This is a genomic window from Leptotrichia hofstadii (genome assembly GCF_007990525.1).
Lineage (GTDB): Bacteria > Fusobacteriota > Fusobacteriia > Fusobacteriales > Leptotrichiaceae > Leptotrichia > Leptotrichia hofstadii.
In genome coordinates, this window is sequence record NZ_AP019823.1 from 2,038,748 (window position 1) to 2,055,649 (window position 16,902).

Below are 16,902 nucleotides of genomic sequence, written 5' to 3' on the forward strand. Positions count from 1 at the left end.
TAATGATTACAAATCTATATAAACTATAAATTAAGGAGTGATAAAAATGTCAAAAACAGTTGAAAAATTAAATCTTTACTTAGCTAACTTGAATGTGCTTTACAGAAAAGTCCAAAATTACCACTGGAACATTGTTGGTGCTGGATTCTTTGCTGTTCATGAAAAATTGGAAGAATATTATGATGCGATAAATGAACAAATTGACGATGTAGCTGAGAGAATTTTGTCAATAGGAGGTCGTCCTTTAGGAACATTAAAAGACTACTTGAAAATTACAACTATTAAGGAAGCTGAAAATAAGGAAATTTCTATTCCAGAAGCAGTAGCTGATGTGAAAAAAGAATTTGAAGCAATGTTAAAATTAGCGAAGGAAGTAAAAGAAGCGGCTGATGAAGAAAACGACTACGGAACATCTGCATTAGTTGACGAATATATCAGTACATACGAAAAAAACTTATGGATGTTAAACGCATATTTAAAATAAGATTTTTATGAGAAAATTACCAAACAAAGTTATTAAAATTACCTATTATATATATTTAGGGAAAGTCTGTAAAAAGATTTTCTCTTTTTTATTTACAAAATATATAAAAAATGTTATAATTAATTATTAATAAAAAATTAAAAGGTGGGGTTATGGCAATAAGTTTATTTAGTTGCAGCTATATGGGTGTGGATACTTATGTTGTGGAAGTGGAAGTTGACCTGTCCAGAGGGCTGCCTGTGTTTAATATAGTTGGAATGGGAGATCAGGCGATTTCCGAGAGCAAGGAGCGGATCAGGAGCTGTTTTAAGAATGTGGGGTTTGAGTTTCCTGTCAGACGTGTGCTGGTGAATTTGTCGCCTGCAAATATCAGGAAAAAAGGCAGTCATTTTGACTTGAGCATATTTTTAGGAATACTTGCGAATACAGGGCATATTTCAAATATAGAAATATTAAAAAAATATCTAATTTTAGGAGAAATTTCCTTAAATGGAAAGATAAAATCAATAAACGGGGCAATAAATGCCACAATTCTGGCAAAAGAAACAGATTTTAAAGGCGTTATCGTTCCAATGGAAAATTACAATGAAGCAAAACTGATTTCAGGCGTGGAAATTATTCCTGTTGATGAAATTACAGAACTGCTGGACTTTCTGGAAGGAAAAACTAATGTGGAAGCATTATGTAAAAAAGCTGTTGAAATGAACACTCCAAAATTGGAAAAATATGAAAATTCAGATGAAACTGTTGATTTTTCAGATGTAAAGGGACAACTGCTTGCAAAAAGGGCTTTAGAAATTGCAGCGGCTGGTGGACACAATGTATTTCTAATAGGCGATCCCGGTTCAGGCAAGTCAATGCTTGCAAAAAGATTTAACACAATTTTACCTGACATGCCTGAAGAAGAAATAATCGAAACAACAAAAATTTACAGCATTTCAGGAATGCTGAGCCAAAGTGAACCAATAATACGTAACCGTCCATTTAGAGCTCCACACTATTCAGCTACACAAGTGGCTCTAGTAGGTGGTGCAAATAGAGTTGGGGAAATTACGCTGGCACTAAATGGAATATTATTTTTAGATGAAATTGGAGAGTTTGAAGGAAAGACATTGGAAACGTTAAGACAGCCTCTGGAAGATGGAAAAATCGTTATTTCAAGAGCAAATTTAAGTGTAACCTATCCAGTAAAAAACATTACAATAACTGCCTCAAATCCTACTCCAAGCGGATATTTCCCTGATAATCCACTATGTAACGACAGTTTGCATGAAATAAAGCGTTATCAGAAAAAGTTTTCAGGACCGCTTCTCGACAGAATGGACTTGTATGTAGAAATGCATCAGTTGAAAAAAGACGAAATTTTTGACGAAACTTTATCAGAAAAATCAAAAGATATTCAGGCAAGAGTAATAAAAGCCCGTGAAATTCAAAGAGAACGTTTTAAATCAAATACTTTGAATAAAGATATGAATAAGAAACAGCTAAACAAATATTGTAAAATAGACGAAGAAAGCCAAGAAATTATGAAATCTGCCATTGATAATTTAAAATTGTCAGTCAGAATGTTTGATAAAATCTTGAAAGTATCCAGAACAATAGCAGATTTAGACGGTGAAGAAAACATAAAAAAGGAACATTTATTGGAGGCACTAAATTATCGAAGAAAATAAATAGCACTAAACTTATTAAAAAAAGAATTTTTTAATAACAAGCAGTCTTAATACTTGTAAAATAGCATAGTAAAACTAGTTTAAAACAGAACTCAAAAATTATGACTATTTTACTCAAACCCTAAATTATATAATTTCTAGCAGTTCAATTTTAAATGGGTTCGAGTATAAAATCAGAAAATTTATGAAATTAAATTTATTTTATATAAAATTACAAAAGTTTTTACGACGGGTATTTAAAAATTAAATTTGATTTTTTTTACAATTTGGCAAAATAAAAAATGTGTAACTATTCAAATAAAACTGAGTAATTACACATTTTTATATATTCTTTAATCTATTATTTTTTCTCATTAATCCGCTCTTCTATAAAATCAAGCAATTCTTTTCTTCCAGTATTTTTTAATGAAGAATAAAAAAATACATCTTCATTTTTAAATACAAGTTTTTTCCTAATCTCCTTTAACTGCTTAAATTTTTCATTATTTGACAATTTATCAGCCTTTGTAAAGATTATATAATATTCAATTTCAAAATGTTCCAGCCATTTTAACATTTCCATATCCTCATTTGACGGAACTCTACGCAAATCAAGCAATAAAAATACTACTTTTTCACGTTTTGACACAAGATAGCTTTCTATCGTTTTTCCCCAATTCCTTCTCACAGTCTCAGGCACTTTAGCAAATCCATATCCTGGCAAATCTACAAAATGAATTTTATCATTTATCAAAAAATAATTGATTAACTGTGTTCTTCCTGGTGTTTTACTTGTTCTTGCCAGATTTTTTCTTTTTGTGAGTGAATTTATAAGTGAAGATTTCCCCACGTTTGATCTTCCGATAAAAGAAAATTCCACAGTATTATTAAATTCTGGATAATCTTTTTCCACAACTGCCGATTTCACAAACTCTGACTTGTTTATTTCCATATTTCACCTATTCTTTCTTAAATTTTCTAATTTTTAAACTCATCCTTCGCATTTTCCAATGAAGTTTCTTCTGGAATAAAATACCAAACTCCATTGATCATTCTTCCATCTCCATTAATTTCATACTGCTCAATTTTTTTATTTAGCAGAAATGCTGGCAGTACTGACAGCCCTTTAATTGGATTTACTGCTATATCCATCTTTTCTTTTGCGTATCCGTAAACTTCTGGAATATATTTCCATCCAGATGGTGCGACTAATTTTTTCACAATTCCCTGAATAACCTGTCTTTGACGTTCATCACGCTTAAAGGCTGTATCACTTTTTCTATGTCTTGTATAGGCAAGTGCCATTCTCCCTCTCAAATTATAGACTTCGCCTTGATTAAAGTGAAATACTTCCTGATCAAAATAGTCCTGATTAAAAGTATGATTTGAAACAACATCCACTCCATCAATTAAATTTGTCAAGTTCATAACATCTTCAAATCTAAACCTTACATGATAATTAATTTTTGTATCAAGAAAATTTTCCACAGCGTCAATGGTGCATTGCACACCTCCAAAATGATGCGAATGCGTAATTTTATCCTGCTTATAATTTTCACAAGGAATCTCAGCATACGTATCACGCGGAATCGAAATCATTTTTACCTGTGCCAGATAAGGCACAACCCTTATAACAACTAGCCCATCGCTCCGAGAACCTTCTGTTGGCTGATTAGCATACGCATCTACTCCTATTATAAGAATATTAAACGGTATAGAAAGCCAAACTATAAGCACCGCTAAAAATATTCCTAATATTATAAATACTTTTTTCATTTTTTCACCTCTTAATTTTTACATTATTTATACTTTTACAACTTTTTGAATAATATATTTAAAATAAATTTATTTAATACATAAATTGCAATATTAATTGCGACATTTTACCAAATTTTTATAATAGGGTTTTTCAATAGTTAATTCATAATCATTCAATTTTTTCTGTTTTATTTTCAAATTCTACTTTTTTCAAAAATTCATCAATTTTTTTTTCTAAATCCTGAATATTTCCGTCATTTTCAATAATATAATCACTTCGTTTCTTCTTTTCATTCAAGGACATCTGTGAATTTATAATATTTAAAGCCTCTTCTTCACTACGTCTGTCCCTGTTTAAAATACGTTTCACCTGCGTATCTTTTTCTGCACTGACTAACAAAATATAATCAAATTCCTTTTCCCACTGGACTTCAAAAAGAAGCTGAATTTCCACAAAAACTATCTTGCTTTCTTTTTTATATTCTAAAATTTCCTCCCGCATAGCACGTAAAATTTCTGGATGCATAATGGAATTTAAAATAAGCCTTTTTTCCTTATTTTCAAAAATAATTTTCCCTAACTTTTCACGTGAAATATTGTATTTTCCAAAATCATCACTTTCTAAAATTTCTCTTCCAAAGTTTTGTACAATTTTTTCCACAACCTTAGGAAATTTAATAACTTCATGAGAAATTACATCTAAATCAATTACTTTGTATCCTTTCCTTTGCAAAATTTGGCTAACTGTACTTTTACCTGTTCCAATTCCACCTGTAAGCCCAATAACCACTTTCTTCATTTTTCCTTTCCACAAAAATTCGCTTCAAATCCTAAATTTATTCAATTTTACAGAAGCTTTGGTATATTTTATACCTTTTTCCATTTATTTGCAACAATTTTTATTTTTCAAGCTTAATACAGCTATTTAAGAAAACAAATATTTAAAATAAAATTACTGGATAAATTTACTAATGCAGAAAAATAAATTTTTTTTACATAAATGATAAAATTTCAAAGGAAAATATGGTATAATAAAAGTAAGACTAAAAAAAGAAAAAATTGAAAAAATACTTATAATATGATAAAATTACATGTATAAATTTATGATAAATTCAATAATTAAAATTTGATTTATAAAATAAAATACGAGGAGGGAATATGGAACTTAAAGATATTCAGGAATTGATGAAAGTTCTAAAGAAAGAAGACATAGCGGAACTGAAAGTAAGATACGGAAAAGTAAAACTTACATTAACAAATTCTGAAAACACAAATATCACAAACAAAGCAGTGCCCATAACAGAAAAGGTAGAAAAAAAAGCTCCTAAATCTGTATTGCCAAAAGAAGAAATTGTCAAGTCAAGTAATGTAGGCAAAATAAAGCTCGTAAGTTCAAAACCTGGAACTTTGGTTAAAAAAGGTCAGATTCTTGCAAAAATAAATACAATAGGAATTGACAGTGATGTAAAGTCTACTGTAAATGGTATTTTGAAGGAAGTGCTAGTAGCAGATGGCTCACCAGTTGACTTTGCAAAAGAACTATTTAAAATTGAAATCAGTTAAAAATTACTTTTTATGAAACAGAAATCTTTTAGGAGGATAGAATATTAATGTTTAAAAAAATATTAATAGCAAACAGAGGAGAAATTGCTGTCAGAATAATTAGGGCAGCAAGGGAATTAGGAGTAGCAACTGTTGCAGTTTATTCAGAAGCTGATAAGGATTCGCTTCATGTAAAGCTTGCTGACGAGGCTGTCTGTATCGGAACTGCCAGCAGTGCGGACTCGTATCTAAAAATACCGAACATTATTTCAGCTGCCCAAATTACTGGAAGTGAGGCCATTCATCCAGGATACGGATTTTTAGCAGAAAATCAGAGATTTGCTGAAATATGTGATAAAAACGAAATCGTATTTATCGGTCCAAAACCTGAACTGATCAGCATGATGGGAGATAAGGCAACGGCGAGGGAAACTGCCATAAAGCACAAAGTCCCAATAACAAAAGGATCGGATGGAATTGTGCCAACTGTAGAAGAAGCCAAGAAAGTTGCAGAATGGATAACTTATCCCGTTATGATAAAAGCAACTGCAGGCGGTGGCGGAAAAGGAATGAGAATTGCCCATGATGAAAAGGAACTTGTGGAAAATTACATTGCCGCCCAAAATGAGGCAAAAGCTGCATTTGGAAATCCAGATGTCTACATAGAAAAATATGTTGAAGAGCCAAGACACGTAGAAATACAAGTTGTTGGAGATAAATTTGGAAATGTAGTTCATTTAGGGGAAAGAGACTGCTCTATTCAAAGACGGCATCAAAAATTAATAGAGGAATCGCCATCAGCAGGAATTGATGCAAAAACACGTGAAAAAATGGGAAAATTTGCCGCAAAACTTGCAAAAGGTATTGGATATGACAGCGTTGGAACATTGGAATTTCTTGTTGACAAAAACATGAATTTCTATTTTATGGAAATGAATACAAGAATTCAGGTAGAACACACAGTAAGTGAAGAAATTACTGGGGTTGACCTGATAAAAGAGCAAATAAGAGTAGCTGCGGGAGAAAAATTAAGCATTTCTCAAAAAGATATAAATATAAATGGACATGTAATAGAATGCAGAATAAATGCAGAAGATTCTGAAAATGGTTTCCTGCCGTCTTCAGGAGTTCTGGAAACATACATTCCGTCAGGTGGAATTGGAGTCAGAATTGATTCTCATTCTTATCAGGGTTATGAAATCCCGCCTTACTACGATTCAATGATAGCGAAACTTATCGTAAAAGGAAAAGACAGGGAAGAAGCTATTGTAAGAATGAAACGTGCTTTAAAGGAATTTATCATTGAAGGCGTTGACACAACTATACCATTCCACTTAAAAGTTCTTGAAAACCAGGAATTTAAAAATGGAACAATTTACACAAATTTTATTGAAACACACTTTAAGGACGCACTTGGTAAATAATTAATTCTAGAAATCAATAAAAAATCAGATTATACAAATAATTTGATTACTATTTGATAAAAAATAAAAATTAGGAGGAACTAAAATGAACGAATTAGGAAATGTAAATATATCGCAGGAAGTGGTAGCAACAATTGCAGAGTCAGTAGTATCAGAGATTGAAGGAGTAAACAGCCTTGTTGGCGGAACTTCTAAAAATGAAATTGTTAAATTTTTCCAAAATGTATCTTCAGGCGGAAAAGGCATTGAAGTGGAAGTTGGAGAAACTGAATGTACGCTAGATTTATACATTGTAGCAAAAATGGGATACAAATTACCTGCATTAGCTGGAGAAATCCAAACAAAAGTAGTAAAAGCGATTACTGAAATGACAGGATTAAAAGTTCAGGAAGTTAATGTCTACATTCAAAAAATTGTAAAAGAAGATAAAAAAGAAGTTGTTCAGACACCTATAGCAGAAACAGCAGAAATTGAAGAATAAAAATCATAATAAGCTCAAATATTCATAGAAATCTTGTTTACAAATAATATTTGAGCACATTCACTCAATTAGGAAAGGAGAACCTGTCAAAGATATATTTTGATTAAAATAATTTTAATTGAAATTATTTTACAAATTGCTGATAGATAACTTTACTCAATTATTAAAATACGGTATATTTTTGGCAGTACATATTAATGATTGCAATATTAGGATTTTTAGCAAGACTGTCTGTCATACTTGGGTTTCTTGGTATCGCGTTCTCAAGCATTTCAGATATGCTGTTCAGAACGGATTATTTAGGGCAGCTTGACAATTTTATTGATTTAAGCAGTCTGAACTTCAAGGTTTTAGTTGGATTGTTGTCAATAATTTATTTAGTTATATTTTTACTTTCTTATCTTAACAAGCTTACAAAATATTCTCAAAATAGAAAAGTGAAAAATAAAAATGGAGAAATTGAAGTTTCCATAAAAACAATAAATGAAACATCAAAAGACTTTCTAAGCGGACAGGAAATTATAAAAAATTCAAAAGTAAGATCATATCCGAAAGGAAAGTCGGTTGTTATCGAAGCTACTGTGGACACTTACAACGTTGACAACTTAAATGAGAAACTGGCAGAAATTCAAAACAAATTATCTGATTATGTTTTTCAGTCAACTGGAATCACAGTAAAAAAAAGTAAGGTAAAATTGAAAAAAGTTTTAGGTGAAACAATTGTTGAGAAAAAGATTATTGATTCTCCGTCTGTTCAAAAAGAAGAAGTAAAAAAAGAGAAAAATATTGAAAATGACATTCTGACTAGCGATAATAATTCACAAAATGATATTTCCACAGCTGGAAAGGAAAATTAATGACACGACGAGAAATTAGGGAAGAAATATTTAAACTTCTTTTTGAATACGAGTTAATTGACAATGATATTGAAAAAAGAATAAATGAAACAATTGCAGAAGAAAACTTAAAAAGGGATGAAGAAATTGACTTTTTAAGAAGCTATATTACTGAAATAATTGAAAATAAGGATATTCTAACTGACAGAATAAGGCAAGTACTGGACGGTTGGACTTATGAACGTTTGGGAACTATAGAAAAAGTTTTGTTAAAAATATCTTTTTATGAAATTACTATAAAAGACATAGGATATGAAATAGCGATTAATGAAGTTCTTGAAATTGCAAAAAAATATTCCTACAATGATACCAAAGACTTTTTAAACGGAATTCTTGCAAAATTAGTACAAAATATTAAAGATGAAAAACAAAAATAACGCAAGAATATTTCAAGCAAAACAAATAATAGGCAAAAAGACTTCTGTATTTGTATATATGGAAGTTTTTTTATATATAGCAATTCTAGTTTAAAATTAGAGTAAAAGGTTAAGCTGTATTTATAACTACAGTCAATACACTACTTTTTACATACTTTACTTCAATTTTTAAGTAGATCGGCTATAATTTTAAATTTTGTAAATTTAGTATTTAAAAAATTTGAACATACTATAAAATTAAACTAGAAAAGGAAAAATAATACAATGAAAAAAATAGGAATAATTATAGGAAAATTTTTTCCGCTTCACATCGGACATGTAAACTTTATTCAAAGAGCCAGCGGAATTGTAGACAGATTATACGTTGTTATCTCGTATTCCGATGATGCCGATGACTTGCTTACTTCTAATTCGCGTTTTGTAAAGGAAATCACACCAAAGGACAGATTACGTTTTGTAAAGCAGACATTTAAGAACCAACCTAACATCTCGTCCTTTTTGCTGGATGAAAATAACTATTCCCAGCAAGGCGACAACTGGCAGGAATGGGCAACAGCTTTAAAAAATGAAATTGAGAAAAGAGAAAATCTGAAAAATAAAAAGGAAATAGACTGGCAAAATGATGTAATTTTCATAAGCAATAGAGATGGGGACAAGGAATACAATCTAAAGCATTTTGGATCTGAAACTAAATCAATTGACAAAAATTATATTGAATACAACGTAAACTCAAAGCAAATACGTGAAAATCCAAGTAAATACTGGAAATTTTTACCACGTGAAGTAAGGGAGCATTTAATTCCCATTATTACAATTTGTGGAGGGGAAAGCAGTGGAAAAAGTGTAATGATAGACAAACTTGCAAATGTTTTTAATACAACTTCCGCTTGGGAATATGGACGTGAATATGTTTTTGAAAAATTAGGTGGAGATGAGGAGTCATTGCAATATTCTGACTACGAAAAAATCGTTTTTGGACATCAGTCAAATGTTTTGTATGCCGCTAGAAACGCCAATAAATTTGCATTAATTGATACAGATTATATCGCAACTCTGGCTTTTTGCCTAACTTATGAAAAACGGGACAATCCGATAGTTCGTGAATTCGTCCAAAATTACAGATTTGACTTGACGATTTTACTTGAAAACAATGTTGCTTGGGTAAATGATGGACTTCGTTCAATTGGCGATAACGATAGACGTGAAAAATTTCAGAATTTATTAAAGAAACTGTATAAAGAATACAATATTCAATATATTACAGTAAAATCAAGCAGCTATGAAAAAAGATATTTAGCTTGCAAGCATATTATAAAGGCATATTTAGACGGTGCTGATAATTCACAGCTTCAGGAAATAGCAGATACTTTTATATAAAAAAATAACCTATTACTAAAATTTGTTTTAATGCTTAGTAAATAGGTTTTTTTATTTCTCAAATTTTTTATTTTTCTATTTTTTAAATTTCAATTTTAAGTTTTTTTGAAAAAACAGCTAAATACTTTTATCGTGCCCTCCTTAAATCGTGCATACTTAGCTATTTTTGAAAAACCACTTTATATTTATATAATTACAAAATTATATATTTTATTTAGTCTCTTTTCCCCATTTCCTTGTCTAATAAATATAACGTAGCGTTATTATTGTCAACATCAAGTGAAATAATCTTATCAAGGAATTTTTGAGCTTGTTCCTCTTCTTCTTCCTGCTCTTCAGCAAATTCATTCAAGAATACTTCTGCACCATAATCTCCTAGTTCTCTTGCAAGCTTGTGAATATTCTCAATAGAGGCTGTAACAGCTTCTTCATGTGCAAGAGCAGCTTCAAATACTTCTCTTACTGATGTAAAGTCCATTTTAGGCTTATCTAATCCCAAAAATTCAATTTTTCCATTTCTTTTTAATACATACTCATAAAATTTTTTTGAATGTTCTATTTCCTCTTTTGCTTGATTTCCCATCCAGTTTGCAAAACCTTCTAATGCTCTTTCGTCAAAGTATGCAGCCATAGCTTGATATTGATAAGCCGCTGCTAATTCCATATTTATTTGATTATTTAATAAAACTTCCAATTCTTTATTTAATTTCATATTTTCTCCATTTCTATTTTTTATTTTAATAATTTATTTCTAATTTTTCTTTTCTAAACATTTTTCGCAAGTACCTTTTATGTAGAAATGTATTTCATCAATTTCCACATTACCCAATTTTGATAAATCGAATTTTGATAAATTTACATCAAAATCTATTATTTCTCCACAATTTTTACATTTGAAATGTCCATGATCCTCCGTCACTACATCGTATCTCACTTCATTTTCTTCAATAATAATTTCTTGAATAATGTTATTACTGACAAATATATTTAACGTGTTATACACTGTAATTTTTGATAAAGTAGGCATTTCAGGAGATAAATTCTGAAAAATATCGTCGACTGTTGGATGTGTATGATGATCCAGCAGATATTGAAATATTTTCATTCTTTGTACTGAAGGTTTTATTCCATTTTTCTTTAAATAGTCGCCAACGTTTTCTATATGCATATTCCCTCCTAAATTATTTATTTCATTTTTTTATTTAATTAATTATATTTACCTTTCCTTTGTATCCATTATAATTTTATACTCTTTTCTATATTTTGTCAATACATTTATTTATTTTTATTCTCAAAGTTATTTTTTACAGTATTTCAAGATACTTAAAACTTTTTTATAATTAAAATAAAATAACAATAATTTTAAAAATCTCAGTTACTGCGAGTCATTTAGTGGAATTAAAAATGTGAATACGGTTTTAATATTAGGCACACTTTTTACAAAAATTTCAATATTATGCCGTAAAGCTATTTCTTTTGCAATTGCAAGCCCTAATCCCATTCCATTTTTGTTTTCCTCAGTATTTGACTTGTGATAACGGTTAAAAATTTCTCCAATGTTTTCAGGATCAATACCTCTTCCGCTGTCACATATTTTAAGCTCGTACTTTTTATTCTCTTTTTTTAACAAAATATCAACTTTCTGATTTTCATTAGAAAATTTTATTGCGTTATCCAGCACAATTATTATCATTTGCCGAATCCGCTGATAATCCCCAGCAAAAAGATACCTGTCTTCTTCAATTGTATTTTCAGCAGAAAAATTTATTTTCACACCTTTTTTAGTTGAAATCTGTTTCATGCTTCTCACAGCGTCATTTATAATTTCAAATAAATTTATTGTACTTTTATCAATGGAAAAATCTGTATTTTGAAGTTTCGTCAAATCTATCAAATCATTAACCAGCCTTTGCAGATGAATACTATCTGATAAAATCTGTTCATTATAATCCTTTAGCTGCTCAGGATTACTTATAATTCCGTCGCAAATGGCTTCTATTGAACCACGAATCACTGTAATCGGCGTTCGCAGTTCGTGAGAAATATTTGCAATAAAATTTTGCCGCATTTTTTCAAAACGTTCACTTTCTTTTGAGCTTTTATCTAGTTGAAGTGCCAGTTTATCAATACTTTTTGCAAGTTCCCCAATTTCATCGCTCTGTTTTATCTGCGTTGTTACTTCATAATTTCCCTTTGCCAATTCTGCTGTTGTATCACGAATTTTATTAAGTGGCTTTGTAAAGCTTATGGAAAGCCAGACGGCACTGATACTCGCAAGGATTAGAGCGACCAAGATACTGAAAATAAGAGTATAAATACCGCTTTTTAATGCCGAAGACATATATTTGACTGGAGAATGAAGGAGCACGACTCCTTCAATTGTTTGACCGTTTTTTATTGGAACTGCTACTGTTATTGAATTTTCATTTAAGTAATCATTAAAATTTTCTGTCGTAGTTGTTTCTCCAGAAATAGCTTTTTTAATAGTTTCTTCTGCATTTGGAGGTAATTTCAGATATGAAAGCGGTTGCCCCTTCTCATTTCTTCCCTGCACAATATTTCCTGTTTTTGCATCCACTATCCAGACTTCTCCCATCGCAATGTCCTCAATCATTCGCATACTTCTAAATATTTTGACATTATTGTCCTTCTCATCCACGATTCTATGTCTATGAAAATGTCTTTCATCTAATAATTTTTTAGAATTTTTTTCTTCTGGCCTTTTTTCAGTTTCATTTTTCCGTATATTTTCAATAACATTGTTTTCAAATGCTTTTCCATTTATATTTCCTACAATTTTAGGTTTTTCTCTCCTAACTGGCTTTTCAGAAGAAGTTTCCTTTGATGGAGGTTTCCTGTCTTTATTCTCAAGATTCTCATTTCCGTCTTCAAACCACATTTTTGAAAGAGTTGTTGAAATCTTATAAGCTCTTTCAACCAAATCTTTCTTATGTAAACTAACAGTATTTTGAATATAAATATATCCAAAAATGCTCCCAATCACAATGGAAAATAACAAAAGCGACAATCCAAAATATGAAAGTAATTTTATGAATATTTTATTTTTAAATTTTATGCCTTTTATTTTCACACTATCTTCCTTCTGCTACAACCTTATCCATCCAGCTAAATAACTCATCTAAATCATAATCTCCAGAATGTGGAGTTGCCCAAGGCGATGCAAAATCAACTTTTTTCCCAAGATTTTCGAGTTTTATAGCAAGTATCGCAGGTATTGCAAGTGAAGTATCCTTGTCAACCGCACCATGTCTTATTCTCCAGTATTTTACTTTTGAATTTGCAACATAGTTCATTGGATTCATCATTTTTATTATTTTTTTATCAGCCATAGTTCCATTCGCTGTAGAGTGTTCCAGCATATATTCCGTAAAATGCTTATTGTTCGTAGTTTCATCTCCAAATTCGTTATTTTCCCCTGTTGACAAATCTACATTGTCAAATGCCCCTGGCGTTTTTTGTCTACCCATATAAGCCACATATTTATCATAATCTAAATCTACAACTTTCCCATTTTTTATTGTCAAAAATTCAAATTCCGATAAATCAGTCCCTTTCTTCAAAGTGACATTTGCAGAATCAATGTAATATTGCTTAATCTGCTCCTTAAAACTTCCATTTCCATTTTCATCCAATGTTAAAAGTTTCCCATTTTTACCTTTTAATTTTAGACTGTTTAAATAGGTAGGAAACATTTTCTTCAAATCATTTGAACGTAAAATTTCATCATCAGTCAACGTACCCTCAGTATATTTTCTTTCCACATTGTAATCTAACATTGAAATCTCTATCTTTTTATACGTTTTTACATCGTTAAACATCCACTCGTAAGCTGTATTCGCATTATCCAAGTTAGTTATTGGACAATAAGCTGACACAGCGTAAATATCATCTCTTACATTCAATGCACCAATTTCCTTTAGATACGGTTCATAATCCTTATTATTCCCAGTCGCTCCGAGCAAAGCTGAAACTGCTCCTCCAGCACTTGTCCCATTGGAAATAATTCTATCCGCTCTTCCTGGCATTCTAACATCATTATATCGCAAATATCTCACAGCCGCTTTCAAATCTACAATTACAGCAGGTGCCTTTCCAGTATACTTCCCATCTTTTTCCAAAGTTCTGCCTCTAGCTCCAGGACTTGCCACGACATATCCATTTGATAATGCGACTAATGAAGCATCCGGCTTTCCATCTCTTCCATTTCCAGGCACTCCAGCCGCTCCAGGCATATATCCTCCTACTGTATTCGGGAAAAATATTGGTGCAGTTTTTGCATTGTATTTTCCAACTGATTTATTTTTAAAATATTCTTCTGGAATATAGATATTTATAGTCTGATAAGCAATATCAACTGGTTTTGCAACATAAACTATATTTTCATAAGCACGATAAGTAACCGTTTTCCCATTAACAGTCGCCGTTTTCGCCGTATAATTTTTATTTACATCAAAATTTAAATTATAACCATTTTCTGTTTTATTTGTTATCATATCTTCGGTTATTACTTTTTTATTCATAGGTGCTCCCATTTGTGGCTTTTTATCTTCATTCTTATTTACTTCAACATTTTTATGATTTTTACTAGAATCCACTAATCCTTTTTTATTATCAGCAGCCATTGAAAGAGCTGAAACCAATAAACTTAATATAATTAATTTTTTTTTCATGAATTCTCCTTTTATTTTACTATATTTTATTTTTTTTAAATCTTACAATATTTCGCATTAGAATAATAAATTTATTGTAAATCTATTTAACAAATGTTTTGAAACCCTTGTTAGAAAATAAATAAAATATCTTTTTAATTAAAATTACTATAAAAAAAGGACATAAGTATAAAACCTATGCCTTTTAACTATTATAATTATTATACTAATTCAATAATTGCCAATTCAGCTGAATCTCCACGTCTAACAGCCGTTTTGATGATTCTTGTATAACCACCATTTCTTTCAGCATATTTAGGTGCAATTTCATTAAAGATTTTTGCAACTGCTCCTTCATTTCTTAAAAATGCAAAAGCCTGTCTTCTCAAATGCACTCTTCTTGCCACATCAGTCGAATTATTATATTTTTTCCCTAAAGTAATTGCTTTTTCAGCAAATTTTCTTAATTCTTTAGCACGAGTTACTGTTGTTTCAAGTTGCTCATGCTCTACTAAAGAAATCGTCATATTTTTAAGCATAGCTAATCTATGATCAGTTCTTCTACCTAGTTTTCTATATGATTTATTATGATTCATTTTCCCTCCTCGTTTAAGATTTTATTCTAAATTCTAGTTTAATTTTATATGATTATTCATCACTACTTGTATTATCGTCTAAATCATAACCAAGTTCTTTCATTTTATCGATAATTTCATTTAACGATTTTTTTCCTAAATTTTTAATTTTCAATAATTCGTTATATGTCATTGAAGTTAAGTCTGAAATTGTATTTACTCCTGCTTTCTTCAAGCAATTATAAGAACGTACTGTAAAGTCAAGTTCTTCAATTTTCATATCTTCAATATTATTTTCATTTTCAGCATCAGCTTCTGCCAATTCATCCTCACTATCTCTGTATTTACTCATACTGTTTCCAATATTTGTAAATGGTTCCAAATGCCAAGTTAGTAACTCTACTGCATAAGATAAAGCGTCTTTAATTTCAATACTTCCATCTGTAGCAATTTCCAAAATTAACTTGTCATAGTTTGTAACACGTCCAACCATAGTGTCTTCAACACTATAATTTACTCTCTTAATAGGTGTATAAATTGCATCAACTGCTAAATATCCTATTGGCCATCCATCAGTATTAATTTCATCAGAAACTACAAATCCTTCTCCAGAATCCACAAGAAATTCTATGTCAATCTGTTTATCAGTTGTAACAGTCATAATAACCTGCTCAGGATTTATAATTCTTAATCCAGGTTCTACATGAATATCTGCCGCTGTAATTACAGCTGGTCCTTTTACTGAAAGCGTCATTTTCTTTTCACCAGGCTCATCAGCTTCAACTACTATTTCCTTCACATTTAAAATAATATCTGTAACTGCTTCTTTTACACCTTCTATTGTAGAAAATTCATTTAACACACCTTCAATTTTAATTCCTTTTATTGCAGTTCCTGGAATTGATGACAGCAATATTCTTCTAAGTGCATTTCCAATAGTATTCCCATATCCTCTATACAGAGGCTCTAGCGTGTACTTTGCTGTATAATTATCTTCTTTTTCTTCAGTTAATCTTACATTTTTAGCTATTTTTTCAATATTTAACAAGCTAATTCATCTCCTCCGATTAAAATATTATTATCTAGAGTAGAACTCGATAATCATCGCTTCGTCAACTTCAAAGTCAACTGCATCTCTTCCTGGATTTTCTAACACTTTAGCTGTCAAAGCTCCTTCTTCAAGTGATAACCATCCTGGAACTGTTTTTTGTCCAACAGACTCTTTAATTAAAGCTAATTCTTTAGAATCTTCTTTAACAGTAATTACATCACCTTGTTTTACTCTATATGATGCAATATTTACTCTTTTTCCATTAATTAGAATATGTCCATGACTTACGATTTGTCTTGCTTGTCTTCTTGTAGCACCAAATCCTAATCTGTAAATTACGTTATCTAATCTTCTTTCAAGATATTGAAGTAAAAGTTCCCCTGTTACTCCTTCTTTTCTTGTTGCTTCTTCATATAATTTATAAAATTGTTTTTCCATTACTCCATAAACAAATTTTACTTTTTGTTTTTCTCTTTGTTGTGTTCCGTATTCAGTTAATTTTCTATTTGCATTTGGTCTAATATTTCTATTTGATTTTTTGTTTACCCCTAAAACAATAGGATCTAAACCAAGATTTCTACATCTTTTTAACACAGGCTGTCTATCTCTTGCCAT

General features: G+C 30.5%; 18 protein-coding genes. 8 read left to right on the top strand and 10 right to left on the bottom strand.

The genetic code is table 11. The features are described 5' to 3' along the window. Positions 1 to 46: 46 nt before the first annotated feature. Positions 47 to 484: a Dps family protein gene (locus FVE77_RS09710; protein ID WP_026746900.1), complete on the top strand. Its 438-nt coding sequence runs from the start codon at positions 47 to 49 to the stop codon at positions 482 to 484. A gap of 152 nt (positions 485 to 636) precedes the next feature. Further along, positions 637 to 2,157, top strand: a complete 1,521-nt coding sequence (locus tag FVE77_RS09715; RefSeq protein ID WP_026746899.1) for a YifB family Mg chelatase-like AAA ATPase — start codon at positions 637 to 639, stop codon at positions 2,155 to 2,157. 340 nt (positions 2,158 to 2,497) lie between these two features. Here the strand turns inward: FVE77_RS09715 and yihA are convergent, their stop codons facing one another. From yihA to coaE, 3 genes are all read right to left on the bottom strand, one after another. Then, a complete protein-coding gene (yihA, locus tag FVE77_RS09720) occupies positions 2,498 to 3,088 on the bottom strand; it encodes a ribosome biogenesis GTP-binding protein YihA/YsxC (protein ID WP_026746898.1) in 591 nt (196 codons plus the stop codon). A gap of 26 nt (positions 3,089 to 3,114) precedes the next feature. Further along, entirely contained in the window at positions 3,115 to 3,912 is a 798-nt protein-coding gene (locus tag FVE77_RS09725; RefSeq protein ID WP_026746897.1) for an LCP family protein, read from the bottom strand. 151 nt (positions 3,913 to 4,063) lie between these two features. Continuing rightward, entirely contained in the window at positions 4,064 to 4,693 is a 630-nt protein-coding gene (gene coaE, locus FVE77_RS09730; RefSeq protein WP_036088208.1) for a dephospho-CoA kinase, read from the bottom strand. Between the two features lie 359 nt (positions 4,694 to 5,052). Between coaE and FVE77_RS09735 the strand changes: the two genes are divergently transcribed. From FVE77_RS09735 to nadR, 6 genes are all read left to right on the top strand, one after another. After that, the gene (locus FVE77_RS09735; protein ID WP_006805836.1) at positions 5,053 to 5,457 is read left to right on the top strand and encodes an acetyl-CoA carboxylase biotin carboxyl carrier protein; all 405 of its coding nucleotides are present in this window, start codon (positions 5,053 to 5,055) and stop codon (positions 5,455 to 5,457) included. Positions 5,458 to 5,504: 47 nt separating this feature from the next. After that, positions 5,505 to 6,860 (top strand): acetyl-CoA carboxylase biotin carboxylase subunit, encoded by a 1,356-nt coding sequence (gene accC / locus FVE77_RS09740; protein ID WP_026746895.1) that lies wholly within the window; start codon positions 5,505 to 5,507, stop codon positions 6,858 to 6,860. A gap of 85 nt (positions 6,861 to 6,945) precedes the next feature. Then, on the top strand, positions 6,946 to 7,341 hold the full coding sequence (locus FVE77_RS09745; protein ID WP_026746894.1) for an Asp23/Gls24 family envelope stress response protein: 396 nt from the start codon (positions 6,946 to 6,948) through the stop codon (positions 7,339 to 7,341). 197 nt (positions 7,342 to 7,538) lie between these two features. Beyond that, positions 7,539 to 8,198 (top strand): alkaline shock response membrane anchor protein AmaP, encoded by a 660-nt coding sequence (gene amaP, locus FVE77_RS09750; RefSeq protein ID WP_026746893.1) that lies wholly within the window; start codon positions 7,539 to 7,541, stop codon positions 8,196 to 8,198. Then, positions 8,198 to 8,614 (top strand): transcription antitermination factor NusB, encoded by a 417-nt coding sequence (gene nusB / locus FVE77_RS09755; protein ID WP_006805840.1) that lies wholly within the window; start codon positions 8,198 to 8,200, stop codon positions 8,612 to 8,614. Before amaP ends, nusB begins: the two co-directional genes overlap by 1 nt. Before the next feature lie 264 nt (positions 8,615 to 8,878). Then, positions 8,879 to 9,991 (top strand): multifunctional transcriptional regulator/nicotinamide-nucleotide adenylyltransferase/ribosylnicotinamide kinase NadR, encoded by a 1,113-nt coding sequence (gene nadR, locus FVE77_RS09760; RefSeq protein ID WP_026746892.1) that lies wholly within the window; start codon positions 8,879 to 8,881, stop codon positions 9,989 to 9,991. 214 nt (positions 9,992 to 10,205) lie between these two features. Here nadR and FVE77_RS09765 read toward each other — a convergent pair whose 3' ends face one another. The 7 genes from FVE77_RS09765 to rpsD all read right to left on the bottom strand — a co-directional run bounded on the left by FVE77_RS09765 (position 10,206) and on the right by rpsD (position 16,902). Next, complete coding sequence (locus FVE77_RS09765; RefSeq protein WP_026746891.1) at positions 10,206 to 10,703, bottom strand: ferritin; 498 nt, start codon at positions 10,701 to 10,703, stop codon at positions 10,206 to 10,208. 39 nt (positions 10,704 to 10,742) lie between these two features. After that, entirely contained in the window at positions 10,743 to 11,159 is a 417-nt protein-coding gene (locus FVE77_RS09770) for a Fur family transcriptional regulator (RefSeq protein ID WP_146967922.1), read from the bottom strand. 207 nt (positions 11,160 to 11,366) lie between these two features. After that, positions 11,367 to 13,082: a sensor histidine kinase gene (locus tag FVE77_RS09775; RefSeq protein WP_026746890.1), complete on the bottom strand. Its 1,716-nt coding sequence runs from the start codon at positions 13,080 to 13,082 to the stop codon at positions 11,367 to 11,369. Position 13,083: 1 nt separating this feature from the next. Then, positions 13,084 to 14,682 carry a subtype B tannase gene (locus FVE77_RS09780; protein ID WP_026746889.1) on the bottom strand — a complete coding sequence of 533 codons (1,599 nt, stop codon included), beginning with the start codon at positions 14,680 to 14,682 and terminating at the stop codon, positions 13,084 to 13,086. Positions 14,683 to 14,882: 200 nt separating this feature from the next. After that, on the bottom strand, positions 14,883 to 15,257 hold the full coding sequence (rplQ, locus tag FVE77_RS09785) for a 50S ribosomal protein L17 (RefSeq protein WP_026746888.1): 375 nt from the start codon (positions 15,255 to 15,257) through the stop codon (positions 14,883 to 14,885). A 52-nt stretch (positions 15,258 to 15,309) separates the two neighbouring features. Beyond that, positions 15,310 to 16,284 carry a DNA-directed RNA polymerase subunit alpha gene (locus FVE77_RS09790; RefSeq protein WP_026746887.1) on the bottom strand — a complete coding sequence of 325 codons (975 nt, stop codon included), beginning with the start codon at positions 16,282 to 16,284 and terminating at the stop codon, positions 15,310 to 15,312. A gap of 30 nt (positions 16,285 to 16,314) precedes the next feature. Beyond that, positions 16,315 to 16,902 carry a 30S ribosomal protein S4 gene (rpsD, locus tag FVE77_RS09795; RefSeq protein ID WP_006805848.1) on the bottom strand — a complete coding sequence of 196 codons (588 nt, stop codon included), beginning with the start codon at positions 16,900 to 16,902 and terminating at the stop codon, positions 16,315 to 16,317.